An 18,933-nucleotide genomic window follows, 5' to 3' on the forward strand; every position below is an offset into this window, starting at 1 on the left:
GTCTCTACAAAAATGTATGCACACATAATTCATGACCAAATTCAGCAACGCCAAAAAATCGGTAATTGATTTTTTAATTGCAAACTAGGAATTTTACAAAAAACCCTCAGTACAGGACTGAGGGCAGCAATTAGGTTGCATCTACCTCTTCTATATCCATGATGCTAACAACAGCATCCGGTAAAAATGAACAAAGTTCCAAAATTTTCAATCCGTACCAAGGCAGAAGTTTTGATATGTTTAACCGTGCTATAATAAAGCCCCCAGCCAGAGGCTGAAGGCTACAAACTCGGGTGCATCTACCATTTCTTTATCCGTCTTATTAATGAATGCATCCGGAAGAATTTGTAGAGAGCGATCCCTATTTTTGATTTTGGGATTGTTAAATTCCTGATTTTTAGAGAATAGGGGAGAGAAATATTTTGGCAATTATTTGTCACAAAAGCAGTAGATAGAGTCTCTGGCTAAAAACCACTTGTAGGGAGACGTGCCAGTAGGGCAACATTTGTCAAATTAGCTAGTAAAAAACTAGTTTTATTCTCTTTGTCTATGAATATTCTACGTTAATTTCTGACTGGAAATTGTGGAATCGCCGTCTAATCCTACCTTAGTGTTTCTGAGTGGAAATTGCGCGATCGCTCTGGCACTAGTCCATATATTTTCAGGGAAGTTGCGCTTTCTGGAAGTTACCCCTTGTAGTATTTGGCTATAGTTAGCATAGGATGAGCAATAGGGCTGAGAAGCGAAGTTTCCAAAGCCGCGATCGCACTTTCATTTACCTTTCTTGCAGGTGGAGTAATACTTAACATCCTCAAGGAAAAGCTTCCAGAAGAGCGAAAAAGTCGTTTTTGGGCTTTTGCATTGGGTGCAGGAATTTATACGGTGCTTTTGCTAGCATTATGAGAGTGTAACTATAGCATAATCACACCATTTCACAAAATTTTTGATACAAATTCTCCCCCTTGTCTTCCTTGTCCCCCTTGTCCCCTTTTTGGGATACTCCCTACATTCGTACCAATACCTGTCGGATAATATCTGCTGGTACTTGATCTGTGACTGTCACTGCACCAATTTGGGTTGGTAATACAAACCTGACTTTACCCGCTTTCACTTTTTTATCAATCTGCAATGCTTCAATAATCGCTTCAATATCCAACCCCGCAGGTAATTTAGTTGGTAAACCTGCTTTTTCTATTAAGGCATCTTGCCGTTGTGTCTCTTGTTGCGTCCACATCCCTAACTCCACAGCTATTTGCCCTGCTGCTACCATGCCAATGGCAACTGCTTCACCATGCAGTACTTGTGTATAACCAGTTAAGCTTTCTACTGCATGACCGATGGTGTGTCCGTAGTTGAGGATCGCCCGTAGTCCGGCTTCTTTTTCATCTTTACTGACGACATCGGCTTTGGCTTGACAGGAACGAGTTAATATAGAGTCTATTAATTCTGAGTGAATGTATCCCATCTCATCCAAACACTGACTCGCTTCTAACTCGGCAAACAGTTGGGCGTCCCAAATTACACCATACTTGATGACTTCTGCCATACCTGCGCGAAACTCGCGTGTAGGTAGTGTTTGTAACACATCGGGGTCAATTAATACTAATCGTGGTTGATGGAATGCCCCTATCAAGTTTTTGCCTTGGGGATGATTGACGCCTGTTTTCCCACCGATGGCTGCATCTATCATTGCCAAGAGGGTTGTAGGCACTTGTATAAAATTAATACCTCTTAGCCAAGTCGCCGCCGCAAAACCTGTCATATCACCAATGACACCGCCTCCCAAAGCTACCATAGTGGCGGAGCGTTCTAAGCGATTTTCCAGGGCTGTGTTGTATAAATTTTCTATTGAAGCTAAAGTTTTATAGTGTTCGCCATCAGGCAGGATGTAGCTTGCTACTTCAAAACTGGCAGCTTTTAGCGATGCGATCGCTCTTTCTCCATACAATTGAAAGATAACCGGGTTAGAAACTAGCAGGACTTTTTTACCTAAGTGCAAACTAGTCATGTATTCGCCTAATTGATCTAGGCTACCTGGTGCGATCGCAATATCATAAAACTGCTGCGGTAGATTTACTTTAATTACGGAAGCCATCACCAACCCCTTTGCAAGCGCGTGTCGGATATTCTACCGCAATGCAGCACCCGCTTCACTGTATAGCTGGCGATTATAACTAAACTCCCAGAATAGCAGCAAGCATATGGAAATTCCGAAAAAAAACAAAGTTTTAACTTGCCTTGCGGGAATTCCCCAGTTCCGTTTCACTGCACTGGAAGATGAAAGCAAGGGCTGGGTATAGTTAGCTACGCAGAGAATCTTGTTGCTTGATATATTTCTTCAAAACATCAGGTGAGACTCACTTCAGGTGAGTGTTAATATATCAACCATGATAGTAACACGTAGGACTACCTTTCGCTTATATCTATTTATCTCTACACAACCTGAGTTATAAATTACGGTCAATACCCTACTTTTACTGTTAACTATTCCCTCGCCCTATTTTCAACCACTCACGACTAACAAATGATTCAATAGACTTACAGAGTAAACAATTGTGGAGAAACGTAATGTTAGCTGTAGTATCTTATGTCGTTTTCTTGGCTATCTTTTTTGGCATTGCTGTCGGTTTACTTTTTGGTCTGCGTGCCGCGAAGATTCTTTAAAAGATAGGGGAGTGTGGGGGGTGTGAGGAGTGTGTAGACGCGGTAGCGGTAAGGGGGTCACAGTCTTGGACGCCACCTGCTTTATGCCGGGGAAAGAGTCCACCGCAGTGACTCCGGTTTCCGTCACGTAGACGCAACAGTGCTTAAGGTAAGGGTATGCGACCCCCGTAGACCCCTGGAGGGCTTCCCGCAGGGTGGATTATGAGAAGTGTGAGAAGTGTGAGGAGTGGGAAAAACTTATGTTCACCCCACCTTCCCACCTCCCCATCACCCCATCACCCCATCACCCCATCTCTCTACAAAGCCGCGACCTTCTGTTGACTCACAAACGGCGGACGCATTTCTAAACCAAGCAAATTTAGCATTTCTTGGTCTGCGTCATACCCAGGACAAGGAGTGGTAACGGTCAACATATGTCCATCATCGCTGGAAAAGATAGAATTAGCCCCTGCTAGAAAGCATAAAGCCTGTTCAACTTGAGAAAGTTTTGCTCTGCCTGCACTCAAGCGCACGTCAGAAGCTGGCATAATTAAACGTGCAGTGGCTATCATCCGCACAACATCCCAGATGGGGACATCTGGTTGATTTTCTAGGGGTGTGCCTTGAACTTTGGAAAGAATGTTAATTGGTACAGATTCTGGATGGGGATCTAAGTTTGCCAGAGTGTGTAGCATGGAAACGCGGTCTTCCACAGTTTCGCCCAAGCCAAGAATACCACCTGAGCAAACAGTGACGTTAGTTTGGCGGACATTGTTAATTGTATTTAGGCGATCGCTATAAGTTCTAGTTGTGATAATAGTGCTATAGTATTCTGGCGATGTATCTAGGTTATGATTGTAGGCGTAAAGTCCTGCTGCTTCTAATCGCTTGGCTTGGTTCTCTGTCAGCATTCCCAGAGTGCAGCATACTTCTAGTCCTAATGCTGTTACTTCCTTGACCATATCTAATACTTGGTCAAATTGGGAATTATCCCGCACTTCCCGCCAAGCTGCGCCCATGCAAACGCGACTGACGCCGCTATTTTTTGCTTGCTGGGCGATGTTAACCACTGTTTCTTTGTCTAGAAGTGCTTGTGGCTTAACTTCTGTTTTATAACGAGAAGATTGGGCGCAGTAGCTACAATCTTCAGGACAAGCTCCTGTTTTAATAGAGATTAGCTTACAAACTTGAATTTGTTTGGGGTTGTGATATTGGCGATGCACACTAGCTGCTTGGTAAATCAGCTCTAAAAAGGGTGTATCGTATATTGCCCGGATTTCTTCTTTTTGCCAATCGTAGCGTATTCCCACGGCTTTGCCTACCTTCTTGATCAATTTGCTGATTTATTTAGGTTACGTCAGACACTGTGTTTTTGGCGTTAAGCGATCGCATCTGTGATTTTGGCTCAGAAATCAGGTTATCAAGAATTGAGCTACATCCCATGATAATTGTAACAATAAATTTGATGTTGATATCAACTAGTGAATAATTTCATTGTTCTTGGCATTAAATCTTTGTTTCTAGGCAAGTAATCAAAGCTGAAATTTGAAGTTGCTTTTTTTAGTTTCACTGCTAAATTAACAAGAAGAGCAACTCTTACCTCAAATTTTGTAAACTAAACCACATTTTATTTTACTAACTAAGTCAATGAGTAAAGAAGCTAATAAAATTGTTAAAGTACATGAAGTTTCTGCCACCACATCTTCTACCTTAAGTAGTTATATTGATAGAACTGTCGAAACATTAAAATTTAGCATCGGCGTTGCTGAATTTGGTCATGAATTATGTGTGCATACATTTTTGTAGAGACGTAGCAATGCTACGTCTATCAAATTTCCAAAAGAGGTATCAGGGGCAATCCTGACAACATTAATTCTATTAGTGTTAGGGCTGTTGCTGATTCTTGGCAATCTCAGCAATACTTTAAATCAGCAAACATCTTTAATTAAACAATTTTATACAAAAACTGAATCAACAGTTGATTACCAATATCATGTTATTTTATCTGATTACATTAAAACAATTGGGAACATAGTTTTAACAGATAATTCGCAAACAAAGCCAGAAAAATCAGCAATAATTCGAGCTATGACTCAGGCAACATTACAAGAGTTAGACCTAGAAAGCAGGCGTTATGTGGTCATGTTTTTGTATGATATCAATTTACTGAAAACCTCATCCAAAAAACAATTACCATTATTTTTTGGAGCATTTCTTACAAATGCTAAACTCCAAAACTTAGATTTGAGATATGCCAATTTCCAAGGTGCTGATTTAACTGGAGCAGATTTACGTGGTACTGATTTAAGAGGGGCTAATTTAGAAAATGCTATTTTAAAACACGCCTGTTACAACAACTTGACCTCATTTAATCAAGGTTTTGCACCAATCACAGCTAGGATGAAAGAAGTATTAAACAGCAGAGAATGTTTTTCAGCTAGATCGCGTTGATTATAAAAATTATGGAAATTGAACTACCTTTAATTATCACTCAACGCCTTTTATTACGTATGGCTAGCCAAGAGGATATACCTGAAATTATCCAGTATTTTACTGAAAATAAAACCTATTTTACTCCTTTTTATCCTCGTTGGGCTGACAGTTTTTTCACAGAAGAGTATTGGCAGTTACAGCTAGAATTAAATTTGCATGAATTTAGGAATGATTTGTCTTTAAGATTATTTCTCTTTTTAAGAGATAACCCTAGAAAAATCATTGGAACTATTAATTTTAGTAACTTTGTCCGAGGAGTAGCGCAATACTGCAACCTTGGCTACGGTCTTGCAGAAGCTGAACAAGGTAAGGGTTATATGACAGAAGCCTTGCAAGCTGCGATCGCATATATATTTAAAGAACTGAATATGCACCGCGTTATGGCAAATTATATGCCTCATAATCAGCGTAGTGGGAATTTATTAAAAAGATTAGGATTTGTCGTAGAAGGATACGCCCGTAATTACTTATTGATTGATGGGCAATGGCAAGATCATATTTTGACAAGTTTGACTAATCCTAATTGGCAAGCTAGATAATGTCAATTATCAATCGTCATTTGTCCTCCTTCCCTTTTCTTGTCTCACACTCCCCCATCTCCGACTATGATCGAGAGAAGGTAAACTAACTTGTACTCATAATGACTCTGGCTGAAACTCCCCATAATACTAATTCTAAAAATCCTTTTCTCAGTCTTAAATACGAACCCGCCTTAGAATCCTTAGGCGATGATTATTACGACGAAGTTGCAGCTGCGGAATTTCCTCAACACATTCTAAGGTGGCGCAATGACGCATTGTTACCAAAGCTGGGGTTAAATCCACAAGCAGTCACAGACGAAGACTTCATCATTGCTTTTGGCAAATTTGCAGGACGCAAGCCTTTATTAGCATTGCGATACCACGGTTACCAATTTGGTGAATACAATCCCCAATTAGGGGATGGTAGAGGTTTTCTCTACGGACAAGTGCGTGGTATTGATGGTGAACTTTACGATTTCGGTACAAAAGGTTCTGGTAGAACACCCTATTCCCGTGGTGGTGATGGAATGCTGACATTAAAAGGGGGTGTTCGTGAAGTTTTGGCAGCGGAAATGTTACACAGAATGGGTGTACGTACTTCCCGCTGTCTCAGCATGATTGAAACAGGTTTATCCTTGTGGCGGGGTGATGAACCTTCTCCTACTCGTTCTTCCGTAATGGTACGGATGAGCAAATCACACATTCGCTTTGGTACTTTTGAACGGTTACACTATTTCCGCCGTCCAGATTTGAGCAAAAAGCTATTAGATCATGTAATTAAAGAATACTATCAACATTTAGACGAGAAACAAGATAAGTATGCTTTATTTTATGCAGAATTAGTTCAACGGACAGCAGAATTAGTAGCACAGTGGATGGCGGTTGGTTTCTGTCATGCAGTCCTAAATACTGACAACATGTCAATTACAGGGGAGAGTTTTGATTACGGTCCCTATGCTTTTATTCCTAATTACGACCCTTTTTTCACTGCGGCATACTTTGACTATTACAAACGCTATTGTTACATTAATCAACCAGAGATTTGTAAATGGAACCTTGAAGCACTCCAGCAAGCATTAAAAGCTGTGATTCCTCAAACAGATATGGAAGCTGGGTTAGCACAATTTGATGATTATTATTTAGCTGAATATCGTTGTTTCATGTTGAAAAAATTAGGTTTTGAAAAACTGTCTGAGCCAGAAGCTGAAGAAATTTTAAAAGCAACTATTGAATTTTTAAAGCATTATCCAGTTAGTTATCATCACTTTTTTGCAGATATGGCTTCTTGCTTTTCTAGCAAATGGAGAGATGATGCAAGTGTGATTCTCAGCAACTCAGAAATTGGACAATCCTTAGGCAGATCCGAATTATTTTTAAATTGGTCAGGGATATACCATAGAATTTTAACGAATTTGACGCCAGATGAAATAGAAAAAGTATCTCAGACTCTGGTTCGTTATAATCCTCAAGTTGTGATTTTAAGACCTGTGATTGAATCAATCTGGGAACCAATTACTCAAGCAGACAATTGGCAACCTTTTTATGAATTACTGAATCAAATTCAATCTCAAACTTAATTTATAGATACTTTTAAATCAGGGTAGGTACATCTCAAACGCTATTAATCCATATTAAATACAAAACTCTACTTAATCAAGGGGACTACGAACAGCCTTACCACCACGGTTAAGAACATGGGTATAAATCATTGTCATTTTTACATGCTTGTGCCCCAGTAATTCCTGTACCGTGCGGATATCATAACCATTTTGCAGTAGATGAGTAGCAAAACTGTGGCGAAACCTATGACAACCCACCTTTTTTTGGGCGTTGCTGAATTTGGTCATGAATTATGTGTGCATACATTTTTGTAGTTCGATGCCAAATCATTGTAGACGTAGCAAACTGTAGACGTAGCAAATTGTAGACGTAGCAAACTGTAGACGTAGCAAACTGTAGACGTAGCAAACTGTAGACGTAGCAAACTGTAGACGTAGCAAACTGTAGACGTAGCAAACTGTAGACGTAGCAAACTGTAGACGTAGCAATGCTACGTCTCTACTTTCATGTAAATGATGGCGACGCACTTCCTAGCTACGGGGGTCTTTGGAAATGCTACCAGAAGGGAAAACAAATTGCCAAATCCAATCATACTTTGCTCTCGGATATTTTCTCTCTAATGCAAAAGGCAAATAAACCGAACCATAACCTTTTTGTAAATCTTGTTGATGTAAAATTTTTACACTTTGTAAATGAACTTTGAGTTCTTCGGTAATACTTTCAGGTAACATAGTCACCCGACTTTCAATTGAAGCCTTTAGTCTGGTTGACAGCGGCGCAACTGTCAACGTTATACCCCATGAAATGGGTCTACAGCTTGGGGCTACCTGGGACGACAGCAAAGCCATCATTCAACTGGCAGGAAATTTGGGCAACCAACCAGCCGCACCATCGTCTGCGATGGTTCAAGTTGGAGATATCGCTCCAGTTCAACTGGACTTTTCCTGGACTAAAAGCCCGAATGTGCCGCTGATTCTGGGACAAACCAACTTTTTTATGGAACTTGACGTATGTTTTTACCGTTCCAAAATGGAGTTTGAGGGTGAACCCAAGTCGCCTTCACCGTTAGACTGCATAGCAGAAAGCGAAAATCCTGTGTCAGTAGTTTTGAATCAGTAGCTCTTGACCCTGAGCAGCACATCCCTGTTTGTAATTGTTCATGCCGTACTGAAGCGTCCATTCAGTAATATTTGCAAAGCTAAACAGTTCCCTAATTTCTTGGGAGTCATCATAAGTGATTAGCCATTTGTGCGGACACTTACGCATATTTTTAGCAAATCGCTCGTGATCAAAAGCAGTATGCAAATTTCCTTTCAAACCGTAGAGTTTTGATTTTGTAGCACTTAAATAAGGTGGATCAAGGAAAATAAAAACATTTTCTCCCTCTTGAAATAGCAGATTTTCGTAGTCACCATTAGTAATATGAACAGACGACAAATAAGCAGAGAGGTTGCGTAGTCGGTCGAGCGATGAGTCTGTAAACCTCCGTTCAAAGGCTTGTTGAGAATAACCACCTGAATCTACAGTGCCCGAAAAAGTAATTCGGTTTAAAACAAAAAAACGTACCGCTCTCTGAAAATCGTTAAGTTTAAGATCTTCGCGAGTGAAATAATTAAACAATTCCCTACCATCTGTGTATTTTTGTTTGATTCTGTCTACTTCATCCGTAAGAGATTCAATTTCAGTCTTGGCATATAACCAAAAACAATATAGATCGAAATTTAAGTCATTGATCCAGTATCGCTTTATTCGATTACCAAATAGTTGTTTAACCGCAAGAAAAACAGATCCACCACCTACAAAAGGCTCTCTATACTCCCCAATATTTAACGGAATATGAGGAAGTATCTTATCAAGAGCTTTTGATTTTCCACCTGGATAACGAAGCGGACTTTTAACTTTAGGCATGATTGTTTAGTGATTTGCTCTAATTTCAATTTTTATGTTTTCGTTCCGTTGAGATTCTAGTAACAGTTTTTTAACAATGCTGCTTTCTCTTTCGCTAAAGATAACTTCTTTGATCCTAAGAAACTCGTTCAATTCTTCTTGCGCTGGAATTGTTTGGATTGAAGTCTAAAAAAGACACTTGCTCCAAAATTCCTGGAGATGCCTGTTTGACTTGTCCAAGCTGGAGGAACAACAATTATTTCTACTCCAAATTAGGTGTTGCTGAATTTGCTCATGAATTATGTATACATTTTTGTAGAGACGTAGCAATGCTACGTCTCTACAAAGTCTGGTCTACGTCTGGTCATACCCGTGAATTGTAAATTCATATCTTGATTCAGTAACGCCAATAATGTTGTCATCGCCAACTCTAAGTTTGAAACGCGCGAATGATGGAAAGATTTGCTTGAGCATTGCCCAGGTTGCATATAGGCTTGACAAATAACAGATTCCAGATATTTTGTAGATGTAAACAATATATCGAAAAATCAAAACAGAAGCAATTGAATATTAGATAGGAGGTAAATTAATTCATAAGGTTCTAAGCATCAATATTCAACAATAAAAAAGTATATCTTACATCAACATTTCATTTTTTCACATCAAACTGATAATTACTTGTTAGTAATCGGTATGTAATGATTAATTTGCATTATTTTTAAAGTAAATTTAAATAGCATTTTAACTTTATGAAATATGCTCATGTCTTACAACATAGTAAAGAAGATTGTGGCGCAGCTTGTCTTGCTTCGATTACGAAATATTATGGACGTAACTTTACTCTAAACCAGATTCGTGAAGTCGTAGGTACTGGGCAATTTGGAACAACTTTGTTGGGACTGAAACGAGGAGCTGAAAGACTTGGTTTTAATGCTCGTCCTGTTAAAACATCACCAGAAGTTTTAAAGCGAATCAATGAAGCACCCCTACCAGCAATTATTCATTGGAAAGGTCATCACTGGGTAGTTTTATATGGTAAGAAAGGCAAAAAATGTGTAGTTGCCGATCCTGCTGTAGGGCTGCGATATCTATCTCCACAAGATTTAGCAGAAGGTTGGGCAGATTGGTTAATGCTTTTACTGGAGCCAGATCCAATTAGGTTTTATGCCCAAGAGAACCATCGCATCGGTAGCTTTTGGGGTTTCTTCAAGCGCATCTGGAATTTTCGGGGAATTCTAGCTCAAGCATTACCTCTTAACTGTCTGTTGGGATTGTTAGCTTTAGCTTCTCCTTTTCTGTTACAAATTCTCACTGATGATGTGCTAGTTAGGGGTGATACAAAACTCCTTACTACTATAGCGATCGCTGTGGTAGTCATGAATGTTATTTCTAGTAGTTTATCTTGGGTACAGTCTAACTTAATTGCTCACTTTGCCCAACGTCTGCAATTAGGGTTAGTTATAGAATTTGGGCGTCAAATTCTGCAATTACCACTCTCGTACTATGAAACTCATCGCAGTGGAGAAATTGTCAGTCGTCTACAAGATATTCACCAGATTAATCAGTTAGTTTCTCAAGTTGTCGTTATTCTACCTAATAAGCTTTTTGTTGCCATAATTTCTTTAGGATTTATGGCTTTTTATAGTCATAAACTGACGATTTTAGCTCTTGTTATTTCTATATTAATGGTAATATCTACAGTAATATTTCAGCCCAGCTTGCAGCAAAAAACTCGTGAAGTTTTAGTTACAGAATCTGAAGTACAAGGTGTTTTAGTAGAAACATTTAAAGGTGCTATTACTCTCAAAAATACTACAGCATTACCGCAATTTTTAGATGAATTACAAAGTCGATTTGGGCGAATTTCTACCCTAAAATTAAGCACAATACAAATTAGTATTAACAATAATATATTCTCCAATTTAGTTTCTGGAATTGGTAGTGTTGTTCTGCTTTGGTTTGGCGGAAATTTAGTGATTAATCCGGATGAGAACCTCAGTATTGGGCAACTACTTGCATTTAACTCTATGAATGGCAATTTCATAAATTTAATTGCTACTTTAATTACTTTCGTAGATGAATTCACTAGAGTAAAAACAGCCACACAGCGCCTTACAGAAGTGATAGATACTACTCCAGAAAATCAAGGTGATGAAACAAAGCAGTTCGCTACAATTTCTGGAGATGCTGACATTACTTGTAGTAATATCAGTTTTCACTACCCAGGTCAGCTTGAACTGCTTGAAGATTTTTCTTTAACAATACCTGGTGGAAAAAATATCGCCATTATTGGTAAATCTGGTTGTGGTAAAAGCACTCTAGCTAAAATAATTGCTGGTCTATATTCAATCAAGTCTGGCAATATCCGCCTGGGAATTTACAATCTAGAAGACCTCTGTTTAGATTGTCTTCGTCAGCAGGTAATTTTAGTTCCCCAAGATGCTCACTTTTGGAATCGCTCTATTATTGAAAACTTTCGTTTAGGAGCGCCTTACCTGACATTTGAGCAAATTGTCAGAGCTTCTCAAGTTACAGAAGCAGATGATTTTATTAGTAAACTTCCTAACAAATATCAAACTATTTTGGGTGAGTTTGGAGCAAATCTTTCTGGTGGACAACGCCAACGCTTAGCAATAGCAAGAGCCATTGTTACAGATCCACCAGTGTTAATTTTGGATGAATCGACTAGCGGACTAGATCCAGTGAGTGAGGCGCGAGTTTTAGATCGTTTACTGAAGCATCGTCATGGTAAAACCACGATTTTGATTAGCCACCGTCCCCAGGTAATTAATCGTGCTGACTGGATTGTATTGCTAGATCAAGGCAAGTTAAAAATTCAAGGTTCTCTGGTGCAATTGCGTTACCAATCTGGGGAACATTTGAAATTTTTAAATCCTTAATTATTCACACTTATTCAGGGAATTATGCTCTACACCCACAATCAAAAACTTCTGCCATCAATGCAAAGTGAAGATTTTCTTCCCCCTGTTAGTCGCTGGATATCCTTAGGAGGGATTTTTTTGATCGGGAGTATTGTCGCTAGTATTAGTCTCTGTTCATGGATTAAATACAATGTAACGATAAAAGCTAATGCCTTTGTGCGTCCTACAGGAGAAAATAGGCTAGTACAATCGAGAATTGAAGGGACTGTTAAAAGTATTTTGGTTAAAGAAAATCAATTTGTCAAACAGGGAGAGGCGATCGCTTATCTGGAAGATCAACAATTGCAAATCAAAAATAGCCAGTTACAAGGTAATATCCAACAGGATAAGTTACAAATCGCGCAAATTGATGCTCAGATTAAAGCTTTAGAGTCCCAGATGCTTGCTGAAGCCAGAGTTGCACAGGGAACAGTAGCTTCTGCTAAAGCAGAATTAGAGCGTAATCAATGGGAATATCAATATCGGCAAATTACCACCAACAGCGAATTACTTGCAGCTCAAGCAAATTTGCAAAAAGCCAAAGCAAACTTGCAAAAAGCTGAAGCTAATTTAAGTTTTGCAGAGATGGATCGCGATCGCTATCAGAAATTAGCAGAAATTGGTGCAATTGGAAACCGGGAACTTGAGCAGAAAAAGCTAGTTGTGAAGCAAACTAAAGCCATGCTTGCAGCTGAAAAAAAAGCTGTTGAGATCGCCCAAGCTCAAGTGCGATCAGCTAAAGCTGCTGTTAACCCTACCACTGCTATAGTAGCGATCGCTCAAGAGCGCATTACCCAAGAAACTGCTAGAGGTAAAGCAACTATCGCTGCTTTAAAAAAAGAAAAACAAGCCTTAATTCAGCGTCGAGTTGCAATACAAAAGCAACTCGGACAATCTCAAAAAGAACTCCAGCAAGTTGCCAATCAACTACAAGATACAATTGTGCGTGCAACTAGTGATGGTATCATTCTCAAACTCAATTTGCGAAACCCTGGTCAAGTGCTGCGAGTTAGCGAAGCGATCGCTGAAATCGCTCCGAGTAATACTCCTGTTGTTATTAAAGCAATCATTCCTACCCAAGAGATCAAAAAAGTCGCTATTGGTCATAAAGTACAATTGCGAATAGATACCTGTCCTTATCCTGATTATGGGACTCTCAAAGGCGTTGTTGTAGGTGTTTCTCCAGACGCAATTACACCTGTAAACAACAATATAGATGCAGCAAAATCAGGAGCTGCTAGCTACTTTGAAGCGACGATTCAGCCTCAAAGTCTAACATTTGGCAATGGTGAACGCCAGTGTCAGATTCAATCAGGAATGCAGGCAAAAGCTGACATTATTTCTAGAGAAGAGACTCTACTGCAATTTATGCTGAGAAAAGCTAGGTTAGTTACTGATTTATAAGTATTTTTTACCATCAAGTTCAGTACACAATACGTAGCTGTTCTGAGGGGTTGGGAGGGGACAGATCCCCGACTTTTTCAAAAAGCCGGGGATCTAGCAGACCATCACAATCAATATTTTGGGTTACTACTAACATCAAGTCCGGCTAATTACTTACGATATTATTCTGATGCAGCTGGGCATTGAGCATTGATTTTTTCCATTACCCATTACCAATTACCGGCCTTCACAGATATGATAAGTCTTTAAACGGACATGATATAACTATTAGTGTCAGGCTCTTCATTGATTTATATTATCGTTATTATTTTGCTGATTTGATAGTTTGTTATTGCATGAAAGTAGCATTTAAATTTACAAAAAAAATTTTTTATAGAATTATTGAGTCAGAAAACAATTTTTCTTGGAGGGAAAAATGCAGAAAGTAAAGCAAAAATTAAATACTCAGACACCACAAAAACTTGAAAGCATCCAACTTTTTGAAGAATTAACAGATAGCGAAACAGAGAAAGTATGTGGAGGTGTTACTGAATTATCACTTGACGAGTATAAAGTTGATTTCAAATTTGCAAAAATAGAGTTTACAGCAGATTTTATAACATTGAAAATCTGAAATAGTTACTGGATAAGTAAAACAAACATGCTTAAATTTTCCAAACATTTAAGCACACAAAAATTTATTTTGTTGCTTGGTTTTCCGCCAGAGAAGTTTCTTCTACTGGCGTTTTTTTAATTTCAGCGATCGCACCAGAGCGTTTTTGCTGATCGCCAAACAACTAACAGTATGTTCACACTTCAGTTGCTAACCAAGCCCGTAGTACTTCCGCCACTGTCCAAGCCTGAGCAATGCAACCCCGCGCCGTCATCGGGGGATCACCATCAAAGATTTCGCTGAGACTACCAAGACCGTGGGCGTGCAGGTGATTGGCCATTGGTTCCAGAAATTGCCGTGCTTGGGCAGGGTCTTTGTAAACTCGCAGATGTGCCTGTACAAAGGGGCCAATTAACCATCCCCACACTGTCCCTTGATGATAAGCGCTATCTCGTTGCAGCTGATCACCTCCATAATGTCCCCTATATTGCGAATGATCACAGGATCGCGATCGCAATCCATGGGAAGTTAACAAATTCTGGGCGCAAGCATCTACTACACCTTTTTGTTGGGTTGAGTTCAGAGGACTTTCAGGTAAACAAACAGCAAAAATTTGGTTGGGGCGTAGGGACGGATCATCACCATCAGGCCCATCGAGGACATCGTAACAGTAACCTGTTTCTTGATTCCAGAAGCGTGAGAATCTGACCAAAGTTCGTTCAGCGATCGCCTCATATTCTCGGTGAGGTTTACCAATATGGCGAGCAAAGTTAGCCATTGTCCTCAAGGCATTATACCAGAGGGCATTGACTTCAATCGGTTTACCAATCCGGGGCGTGACTACCCAGTCCCCGATTTTAGCGTCCATCCAAGTCAGCTGCATTCCCGCTTCGCCAGCGTAAAGCAGCCCATCTGCTGCATCTAAATGGATATTGTAGCGAGTGCCGCGACAGTGCCAGTCGATGATATCTGCCAGGATGGGAAATAGTTCTTCTAAAAGATCATCATCTTCTGTAACGTTGTAGTAAGCCTGTAAAGCATGAAAATACCAAAGAGTAGCATCAACGGTATTGTATTCCGGTATTTCGCCTGTATCAGGAAAACGATTTGGCAGCATTCCCTGATTTACATATTTAGCAAAAGTTCGGAGAATAGAACGGGCAATTTCGGGGCGACCTGTAGCCAGGGTCAGTCCTGGTAAGCTAATCATCGTATCCCGTCCCCAGTCACCAAACCAGTGATAGCCTGCGATGATCGTTTTGCCATGAATTTCATCTGACCAGGAACGATCCACAATAAATTGGTCAGCAGCCAAAACCAGATGGTTCACCCAAGCTGGGGTTTCTTTGGCGTGGGAAGGGCGGTTAGTTTTCCAAAGACTAATTAACTTTTGCTCTTGGGTATGGCGGAGTCTAAGGGTTGTTTCGCCATGTAGATCTGGTTGCTTGTCTGTGCTAGCAACAAAGGTTAGAGATTCACCAGCATTGAGAGTAATTTGGAAAGTAGCAGCGTGTAAATGGTCTTCTTTGTCACTCAATCCTCGGTAGCGTTCTACTGCTAAGTGAAATCCATAATACCAATTATGTGCAGGAACAGCGCTAGCATTGTCACACAGTAAATAAAGCGGTACAGCAGTGGGAAAGGCTGTCACACAAATTCCTTGGGGAACTGGTTCAACACTCATTTGCCAGCCGTTGCTTTGGGTACTGCCATGATAATCGCGGTAGTTGACTAATGCTTTCAGCGTTAGTTGTAACGGCATAGAAGCACGGCGTAAGACATATCGGACATAGGTAGTGTTTGCACCCTGCTGCATCCAAATTCGCTTTTCTAATAGCGCATCCGCACAGGCAAAATGCCACACAGGAATAGTGCCTTCCAAAGCAAAACGTTCTATGTGTAGGTAGCCGTTAGGACTGACGATTTCGTCAGCCCAACGATTTGTATGTAAAGGATAAATGCGATCGCCATACAAAGCAGTTTCATCCAGCTTTGCTAACATCAGGGTGCGACCTAAAGGTGGCTTTAGGGCTGCTACTAGTAATCCGTGGTAGCGACGGTTTAGCAAGCCTGCTACTGTGCCAGATGCGTATCCACCGATACCATTAGTTACTAACCACTCCCGTGATTCTGCTAAATCGAGAGTGCCACATACTTCCCTACCAAATTCAATGCACATATCACCCTATACCTGTATGGAATCGCTATTTTGATTATCCGTCGTGATTTTTACCTCAGACTGAGAAGCTAATTAAGAGTTGCTAAGAAAAAACAGAGTAAAAAAGTGACAAATTGTGTAGAAAATTTAGCCAATACTATTAAGCGAATAGGAAAATAGGATTTTCCTGCGAATGACTCAATAGTACTCCATCAAATTTGTTACGCAGGATGCTTATTAGTTTGTAATAACCGCTTACTACAAACCCATCAATTCAAACTTAACGAAACAGCAGTTCACCTAGCTAAAGACGCATAGCCAAAAGTTGTATTGAACTGACGACACCAAATTGCCACAGATTGATAATCTCCAAGCTTTACATCATTAGGAATAGCGTAGCGTTGATTCCCACTCGTCTTTTGTAAACGAGAAATTTTGAGATAATCTTTTTCTTGAATACCAGATGTAGGAACTGTATCATCACGGTACAGAATTACGAACAAGTCAGGACCTTTGCTAGTTTTGAAATTTCCATTGAATTCTAAATAACGCTTGCCATTCTCTGTTAAAACTTTAACAGTTCCTTGAGTAGGATATTCTCCAGCAACAAAGCTTCCTGGTTGAGTGTTGGTTCTGGTTATCGGCTGGGCTTCATTAACTGGTTGGTCGGAGTTTACACCTGTTGTACAACCTACGGTCAATAAAGTAAAAATACTTATAATTGCTAAAATTTTGAATTTCATGGCTATGGTATTCCCTAAATTTATTAATAATTCCAATCCAGTAGCCGACATTACGGAAAACTTTAATTTCATCTAAGATTTTTTATTATTTCTAATGATTTGAGCAGCAATGATAAATTATTACAGCAAAATGAATTGAAAAACCTCACAGAAACAGTCTTTCTCCGCACTCAAGAAGAGTGCAAGATCTCAGTTATTTTAATACGGGATAAAAGAAACACGACTTCTTGGAGAAGTCGGGGATCTGGGCTTTACAATTTTAGGCGTTGCATATTTGCGGGATGATTTTATTTTCTCTTTTAATTGAAAAACTCAATTCTTGGCATTCTTGGCATCTTGGCGGTTCATTATACCCTGCGGGAAGCCGCTACGCGTCTACATCCCCATTTTATGCAACGCCCAATTTTATAAATCAGATTGTATTGCTGGATCACATTATTCTGATAATTTCCATAGAGAAGAATATTCACTTTGATAAATAATATTAATATTCATTTGATATTTTTTTTCTATTCTTTTGCGTAATGTATCAGAAGGATTTAATAAAAATATATTAGAGTAATTTTTAGAAAATTTTGGAATATTATTACCTTGTACTAACAAAAATCTCACATTTGGTTGAATCAAAGAACTAAGCGAAAGTATATTAATAGAATTATTACCTGCATCATTACTAATTAAAAGTGTGCGAGGAGTTTGATTAATGATTTTGGCTATTTCTAGGTGATTATTACCACTAAATTTACTCCACCAAGTATAAGAACGAGAATATAAAGTATCAGAAAATAGCCCAAATATTATTAAAAATGCTAAGATAATTTGCCAAGTTTTTTGTCGGTAAATACTGCCATTGTATAGCTGGATTGACAGGAGATAAGCAACTGCTATTTGTACGCCTAAGTAATAGGGTATTAAATCTAATTGGCAACACGAAACTAATAGAGGTACTGTTGGTATGGCAATTAAATTTATGATAAATAACCAAGTTTTTTCATAAGTTGTACGCCAAAGGCAATAGATTGCATATCCAACTAAAGTAAAAAATATTGGCGTTACTACTATTATAATTAAAGGCTTGATCCAATTAAAATTTAAATCAATGAAAATATGATTGGTCTGTATTAAGCAATTTACAATTGAATTAGGAAAAGATGAGTTTTTAATTTTAGCATCAGTAGAAAATAAAACGGATGATTGGTTAGCAAGTATGACCAATATCCAAGGCGAAAAAACTATAAATCCTAATAATGATGACATTAAAAATCTTTGAGATGTTTGATTCCAGCGAAATTTGGCAATTGCAATTACATAAAACAGATGAGCAATAGCTACAAAAACACTTAATAAATATGTATATAGACTAAGAACTAATGTAAATGTATAAATTCCCCAATTCAATATATAAGACTCTTCTTTTAGCTGGGTTGATTCTAGCCGCAAAGCTCTCAGCAGAGCAGCACTAGATAGTAATATAGTGACTTCCCATAGAATATATTCCTGTGCTTCTTGAGCATAGATAATTTGTATGGGAGAGATAGCCAGAAGTGCGATCGCTATTCCAGGTAGTGATAAAGGCACCTTAAATAATTCTCGACACAACCAATAAGCACAGGGAAATACTGATAAACTAATTACAGCAGATAAGCTTCTGATTGTTGTAATCGAGTCGCCAAAAAGTTGTACCCAAAATCTTGCTAATAGATAATAAAATGGTGGATGTCGTGGATTATCTATTGCTAATGACTTAATGGTATCTCCAAAATTTTTCTCAGGATTGAGACTTTGAAACTTTGCAAAAGCTTGTTTATTAATTACCCTACCATTAAAAAGTTGTTGTGTAACTTGGGTAGTTGTATAACCAGAAATACGTAATAAAGTATCTGTTTCCCCTAACGAATAAACTTTTCCATCAAGATTAACGAAGCGAAAAAATATACCAAATATCACAAGTACGACAATAAAAAACTGCAACCACCTGGGAGCAAGTATGAGACGCCGCATAATTATGTTT

At 39.0% G+C, this 18,933-nt stretch carries 19 protein-coding genes; 9 read left to right on the top strand and 10 right to left on the bottom strand.

The window, feature by feature from the left end; all coding sequences use genetic code 11:
• Positions 1–686: 686 nt before the first annotated feature.
• Both UYK_RS27575 and aroB read right to left on the bottom strand, forming a co-directional pair.
• Positions 687–809, bottom strand: a complete 123-nt coding sequence (locus UYK_RS27575; RefSeq protein ID WP_257999167.1) for a hypothetical protein — start codon at positions 807–809, stop codon at positions 687–689.
• Between the two features lie 194 nt (positions 810–1,003).
• Entirely contained in the window at positions 1,004–2,095 is a 1,092-nt protein-coding gene (gene aroB, locus UYK_RS0114290; protein WP_009457101.1) for a 3-dehydroquinate synthase, read from the bottom strand.
• Between the two features lie 473 nt (positions 2,096–2,568).
• Here aroB and petL point away from each other — a divergent pair, with 473 nt between their 5' ends.
• Positions 2,569–2,664, top strand: coding sequence for a cytochrome b6-f complex subunit PetL (gene petL / locus UYK_RS25125; protein WP_009457099.1), 96 nt, complete (start codon positions 2,569–2,571; stop codon positions 2,662–2,664).
• 296 nt (positions 2,665–2,960) lie between these two features.
• On the opposite strand, the gene bioB is transcribed toward petL, so the two are convergent.
• A complete protein-coding gene (gene bioB / locus UYK_RS0114300) occupies positions 2,961–3,953 on the bottom strand; it encodes a biotin synthase BioB (RefSeq protein WP_009457097.1) in 993 nt (330 codons plus the stop codon).
• Between the two features lie 337 nt (positions 3,954–4,290).
• On the opposite strand from bioB, the gene UYK_RS26790 reads away from it, so the two are divergent.
• From UYK_RS26790 to UYK_RS0114320, 4 genes are all read left to right on the top strand, one after another.
• On the top strand, positions 4,291–4,449 hold the full coding sequence (locus UYK_RS26790; protein ID WP_009457095.1) for a hypothetical protein: 159 nt from the start codon (positions 4,291–4,293) through the stop codon (positions 4,447–4,449).
• A gap of 75 nt (positions 4,450–4,524) precedes the next feature.
• On the top strand, positions 4,525–5,094 hold the full coding sequence (locus UYK_RS0114310) for a pentapeptide repeat-containing protein (protein ID WP_009457093.1): 570 nt from the start codon (positions 4,525–4,527) through the stop codon (positions 5,092–5,094).
• Between the two features lie 11 nt (positions 5,095–5,105).
• Positions 5,106–5,675, top strand: a complete 570-nt coding sequence (gene rimJ / locus UYK_RS0114315) for a ribosomal protein S5-alanine N-acetyltransferase (protein ID WP_009457091.1) — start codon at positions 5,106–5,108, stop codon at positions 5,673–5,675.
• Positions 5,676–5,776: 101 nt separating this feature from the next.
• Positions 5,777–7,234: a protein adenylyltransferase SelO gene (locus tag UYK_RS0114320; RefSeq protein ID WP_009457089.1), complete on the top strand. Its 1,458-nt coding sequence runs from the start codon at positions 5,777–5,779 to the stop codon at positions 7,232–7,234.
• Positions 7,235–7,306: 72 nt separating this feature from the next.
• Here the strand turns inward: UYK_RS0114320 and UYK_RS0114325 are convergent, their stop codons facing one another.
• The 3 genes from UYK_RS0114325 to UYK_RS0114330 are packed head-to-tail and all read right to left on the bottom strand — an operon-like array spanning position 7,307 to position 7,948.
• Positions 7,307–7,504, bottom strand: coding sequence for a tyrosine-type recombinase/integrase (locus tag UYK_RS0114325; RefSeq protein WP_009457087.1), 198 nt, complete (start codon positions 7,502–7,504; stop codon positions 7,307–7,309).
• A gap of 39 nt (positions 7,505–7,543) precedes the next feature.
• Entirely contained in the window at positions 7,544–7,705 is a 162-nt protein-coding gene (locus UYK_RS26175) for a hypothetical protein (protein ID WP_162138643.1), read from the bottom strand.
• 42 nt (positions 7,706–7,747) lie between these two features.
• The gene (locus UYK_RS0114330) at positions 7,748–7,948 is read right to left on the bottom strand and encodes a site-specific integrase (protein ID WP_009457085.1); all 201 of its coding nucleotides are present in this window, start codon (positions 7,946–7,948) and stop codon (positions 7,748–7,750) included.
• A gap of 73 nt (positions 7,949–8,021) precedes the next feature.
• On the opposite strand from UYK_RS0114330, the gene UYK_RS0114335 reads away from it, so the two are divergent.
• The gene (locus UYK_RS0114335; protein WP_009457083.1) at positions 8,022–8,336 is read left to right on the top strand and encodes a hypothetical protein; all 315 of its coding nucleotides are present in this window, start codon (positions 8,022–8,024) and stop codon (positions 8,334–8,336) included.
• On the opposite strand, the gene UYK_RS0114340 is transcribed toward UYK_RS0114335, so the two are convergent.
• Positions 8,316–9,125: a DNA adenine methylase gene (locus tag UYK_RS0114340; protein WP_016871635.1), complete on the bottom strand. Its 810-nt coding sequence runs from the start codon at positions 9,123–9,125 to the stop codon at positions 8,316–8,318. The two genes, UYK_RS0114335 and UYK_RS0114340, sit on opposite strands and share 21 nt — an antisense overlap.
• 728 nt (positions 9,126–9,853) lie before the next feature.
• Between UYK_RS0114340 and UYK_RS0114345 the strand changes: the two genes are divergently transcribed.
• The 3 genes from UYK_RS0114345 (at position 9,854) to UYK_RS0114360 (ending at position 14,042) form a co-directional block, all read left to right on the top strand.
• On the top strand, positions 9,854–12,004 hold the full coding sequence (locus tag UYK_RS0114345) for a peptidase domain-containing ABC transporter (RefSeq protein WP_016871636.1): 2,151 nt from the start codon (positions 9,854–9,856) through the stop codon (positions 12,002–12,004).
• A gap of 24 nt (positions 12,005–12,028) precedes the next feature.
• Entirely contained in the window at positions 12,029–13,429 is a 1,401-nt protein-coding gene (locus UYK_RS0114350; RefSeq protein ID WP_009457076.1) for a beta-barrel domain-containing protein, read from the top strand.
• A 415-nt stretch (positions 13,430–13,844) separates the two neighbouring features.
• On the top strand, positions 13,845–14,042 hold the full coding sequence (locus tag UYK_RS0114360) for a hypothetical protein (protein ID WP_009457073.1): 198 nt from the start codon (positions 13,845–13,847) through the stop codon (positions 14,040–14,042).
• Positions 14,043–14,217: 175 nt separating this feature from the next.
• Here the strand turns inward: UYK_RS0114360 and UYK_RS0114370 are convergent, their stop codons facing one another.
• The 3 genes from UYK_RS0114370 to UYK_RS0114380 all read right to left on the bottom strand — a co-directional run bounded on the left by UYK_RS0114370 (position 14,218) and on the right by UYK_RS0114380 (position 18,923).
• Positions 14,218–16,200: an amylo-alpha-1,6-glucosidase gene (locus UYK_RS0114370; protein WP_009457071.1), complete on the bottom strand. Its 1,983-nt coding sequence runs from the start codon at positions 16,198–16,200 to the stop codon at positions 14,218–14,220.
• 275 nt (positions 16,201–16,475) lie between these two features.
• Positions 16,476–16,922, bottom strand: a complete 447-nt coding sequence (locus UYK_RS0114375; protein ID WP_026086472.1) for a DM13 domain-containing protein — start codon at positions 16,920–16,922, stop codon at positions 16,476–16,478.
• Between the two features lie 435 nt (positions 16,923–17,357).
• Positions 17,358–18,923, bottom strand: a complete 1,566-nt coding sequence (locus tag UYK_RS0114380; RefSeq protein ID WP_009457068.1) for a glycosyltransferase family 39 protein — start codon at positions 18,921–18,923, stop codon at positions 17,358–17,360.
• Positions 18,924–18,933: the final 10 nt, after the last annotated feature.

Origin of the sequence: Fischerella thermalis PCC 7521, from assembly GCF_000317225.1 — a bacterium.
Taxonomy (GTDB): Bacteria; Cyanobacteriota; Cyanobacteriia; order Cyanobacteriales; family Nostocaceae; genus Fischerella; species Fischerella thermalis.

Bases quoted from the DNA above. Each gene is read 5' to 3' on its own strand.
- UYK_RS0114345 (WP_016871636.1), top strand. From the start codon at position 9,854: ATGAAATATGCTCATGTCTTACAACATAGTAAAGAAGATTGTGGCGCA.
- UYK_RS0114370 (WP_009457071.1), bottom strand. From the start codon at position 16,200: ATGTGCATTGAATTTGGTAGGGAAGTATGTGGCACTCTCGATTTAGCA.
- UYK_RS0114335 (WP_009457083.1), top strand. From the start codon at position 8,022: ATGGGTCTACAGCTTGGGGCTACCTGGGACGACAGCAAAGCCATCATT.
- UYK_RS0114375 (WP_026086472.1), bottom strand. From the start codon at position 16,922: ATGAAATTCAAAATTTTAGCAATTATAAGTATTTTTACTTTATTGACC.
- UYK_RS0114350 (WP_009457076.1), top strand. From the start codon at position 12,029: ATGCTCTACACCCACAATCAAAAACTTCTGCCATCAATGCAAAGTGAA.
- UYK_RS27575 (WP_257999167.1), bottom strand. From the start codon at position 809: ATGTTAAGTATTACTCCACCTGCAAGAAAGGTAAATGAAAGTGCGATC.
- UYK_RS0114330 (WP_009457085.1), bottom strand. From the start codon at position 7,948: ATGTTACCTGAAAGTATTACCGAAGAACTCAAAGTTCATTTACAAAGT.
- UYK_RS26790 (WP_009457095.1), top strand. From the start codon at position 4,291: ATGAGTAAAGAAGCTAATAAAATTGTTAAAGTACATGAAGTTTCTGCC.
- UYK_RS0114325 (WP_009457087.1), bottom strand. From the start codon at position 7,504: ATGACCAAATTCAGCAACGCCCAAAAAAAGGTGGGTTGTCATAGGTTT.
- UYK_RS0114340 (WP_016871635.1), bottom strand. From the start codon at position 9,125: ATGCCTAAAGTTAAAAGTCCGCTTCGTTATCCAGGTGGAAAATCAAAA.
- UYK_RS0114360 (WP_009457073.1), top strand. From the start codon at position 13,845: ATGCAGAAAGTAAAGCAAAAATTAAATACTCAGACACCACAAAAACTT.
- UYK_RS0114380 (WP_009457068.1), bottom strand. From the start codon at position 18,923: ATGCGGCGTCTCATACTTGCTCCCAGGTGGTTGCAGTTTTTTATTGTC.
- petL (WP_009457099.1), top strand. From the start codon at position 2,569: ATGTTAGCTGTAGTATCTTATGTCGTTTTCTTGGCTATCTTTTTTGGC.
- aroB (WP_009457101.1), bottom strand. From the start codon at position 2,095: ATGGCTTCCGTAATTAAAGTAAATCTACCGCAGCAGTTTTATGATATT.
- rimJ (WP_009457091.1), top strand. From the start codon at position 5,106: ATGGAAATTGAACTACCTTTAATTATCACTCAACGCCTTTTATTACGT.
- UYK_RS0114320 (WP_009457089.1), top strand. From the start codon at position 5,777: ATGACTCTGGCTGAAACTCCCCATAATACTAATTCTAAAAATCCTTTT.